The sequence below is a fragment of the Arthrobacter sp. NPDC056727 genome (genome assembly GCF_042790555.1).
Lineage (GTDB): Bacteria > Actinomycetota > Actinomycetes > Actinomycetales > Micrococcaceae > Arthrobacter.
Genome location: NZ_JBHTZA010000060.1, coordinates 1 through 2,129 on the forward strand (window position 1 = coordinate 1; position 2,129 = coordinate 2,129).

Annotated in this window: 2 protein-coding genes; one reads left to right on the top strand and one right to left on the bottom strand. The window is 65.6% G+C overall.

Annotated elements, in window-relative coordinates:
- Positions 1-60: 60 nt before the first annotated feature.
- On the bottom strand, positions 61-1,734 hold the full coding sequence (locus ACFRAH_RS24225) for an AMP-binding protein (protein ID WP_377993438.1): 1,674 nt from the start codon (positions 1,732-1,734) through the stop codon (positions 61-63).
- 34 nt (positions 1,735-1,768) lie between these two features.
- Between ACFRAH_RS24225 and ACFRAH_RS24230 the strand changes: the two genes are divergently transcribed.
- On the top strand, positions 1,769-2,047 hold the full coding sequence (locus tag ACFRAH_RS24230; protein WP_377949285.1) for a putative quinol monooxygenase: 279 nt from the start codon (positions 1,769-1,771) through the stop codon (positions 2,045-2,047).
- Positions 2,048-2,129: the final 82 nt, after the last annotated feature.

Below are 2,129 nucleotides of genomic sequence, written 5' to 3' on the forward strand. Positions count from 1 at the left end.
GAACGTACACTTGTGGCCCCCGGGAAGCGCTTCCCGGGGGCCACAAGTGTACGTTCGCGCTCAGAGGCCGAGGCGGGCGACGGCTTCCTCGCGCATCTCCACCTTGCGGATCTTCCCGGACACCGTCATGGGGAAGCTTTCGCGCACATCGACGTAGCGGGGCACCTTGTAGTGCGCCAGCTTGCCGCGGCAGAACTCCGCCACCGCCGCGGCATCCAGCGGGGCTGCCCCGGGCTTGAGGATGATGCAGGCCATGAGCTCCTCGCCGTACTTAGTATCCGGAACCCCGATCACCTGCACGTCCTGGATGGACGGGTGCGTGTAGAGGAACTCCTCGATCTCGCGCGGGTAGATGTTCTCCCCGCCCCGGATCACCATGTCCTTCATCCGGCCCTCGATGACCACGTACCCGTCGGCGTCCATGCGTGCCAGGTCGCCGGTGTGCATCCAGCCGTCGGCGTCGATGGCCTCGGCTGTTTTGTCGGGCTGGTTCCAGTACCCCTGCATGACGGCGTAGCCGCGGGTGCACAGTTCACCGATCTCGCCCCGCTCCACAACCTCCCCGGACAGGTCCACGATCTTGCTTTCCAGCCGCGGCATGGTCCGCCCCACGGTTTCCGTCCGCTGCTGCAGGGTGTCCCCGCCGCGGGTCATCGTGGACACCGGCGACGTTTCCGTCATGCCGTAGCAGATGGCCACGTCCACCATGTTCATCTCGGAAATCACCCGGTTCATCACCTCGATGGGGCACAGCGAGCCGGCCATCACCCCGGTGCGCAGGGTGGTGAGGTCGTACGAGGCGAAATCGGGCAGCGCGAGTTCGGCGATGAACATGGTGGGCACCCCGTACAGGGACGTGCCGCCGAAATCCTGCACGGCCTCCAGCGCGGCGGCCGGCGTGAACCCCCGTCCCGGAATGATCGTCGCGGCACCGTGGCTCAGCGCGTTCAGGTTGCCGATCACCATCCCGAAGCAGTGGTAGAACGGCACCGGAATCACCACCCTGTCGTGCTCGGTGTACCCCAGCAGCTCGCCGATGGAGTAGCCGTTGTTGAGGATGTTGTGGTGCGTCAGCGTGGCGCCCTTGGGGAATCCCGTGGTGCCCGAGGTGTACTGCAGGTTGATGGGATCGTGCGGGTCAAGGCCCGCCATGCGGGCCTTGAGTTCGGAATGCCCGACGGCGTCAGCCCGCTTCAGCAGCTCGGCGTACGTGAGCTCCTGCTCACTCAGGGGGATGCCGGCGTCGAGCCCTTCGACTTCGAAGTCCGGCAGGAATACGAGCTCGCGGAGGTCCGGGCATCCGGCGAGCGCATGGCGCGCCATTCCCACGTAATCGCTGTTCCGGTCGGTGGGTGCCGTGACCAGCATCCGCATGCCGTTCTGCTTCACCACGAACTCCAGCTCGTGGCTGCGGTACGACGGGTTCACGTTGACCAGGACCGCCCCGATCTTCGCGGTGGCGTACTGCAGGATGGTCCATTCGGCGCAGTTCGGGCTCCAGATGCCGACCCGCTCACCCTTCGCCACGCCCAAGGCGAGCAGCGCACGCGCCAGCCGGTCGACGTCGTCGTTCAGTTTGGTGTAACTCCAGCGGCGGGCGTCCGCGCCCGGCACGGGGGCGGCTTCGATCAGCGCGTCATGCAGGGGGAACTGCGCCACCGCGCGCTCGAAGTTCTGGCCAATGGTTTCCTCGAGCAGGGGGACGTCCGCGTCCCCGGCGGTGTAAGCGCGCATGATGGCACGCTATCAAGCCGGTATTGTGAAATCCATGAGTGCACCCATCGACCTGCAGGCCACGTTCATCCCCAATGACGGCGAGTTCTTCCGCGTGAAGCTCGCCCTGGAAATCGCCATTGACGAGGTGGTCAACGAGCCCGGCTGCCTCCGCTACGAGCTCACCGAGGCGACCGAGGAGAAGCTGGTCCTGACCGAACGCTGGGAGTCGGAGGAGGCCCTGGACGCGCACTCCAAGGGCATTGCCCTGCAGGACCTGAACGAGTCCCTCAGCGCCCTCCTGGCCGAACCCGCCCAGGTGGAACGCCTCTAGTTTCCACCCGAAAGTTTCTCCGCAAAAAAACAACGCGGGGTCACTTAGCGCCCAATACCGTACGGTTATTGGGCGCTAAGTG

Coding starts and splice junctions, on each gene's coding strand:
- ACFRAH_RS24230 (WP_377949285.1), top strand. CDS start 1,769: ATGAGTGCACCCATCGACCTGCAGGCCACGTTCATCCCCAATGACGGC.
- ACFRAH_RS24225 (WP_377993438.1), bottom strand. CDS start 1,734: ATGCGCGCTTACACCGCCGGGGACGCGGACGTCCCCCTGCTCGAGGAA.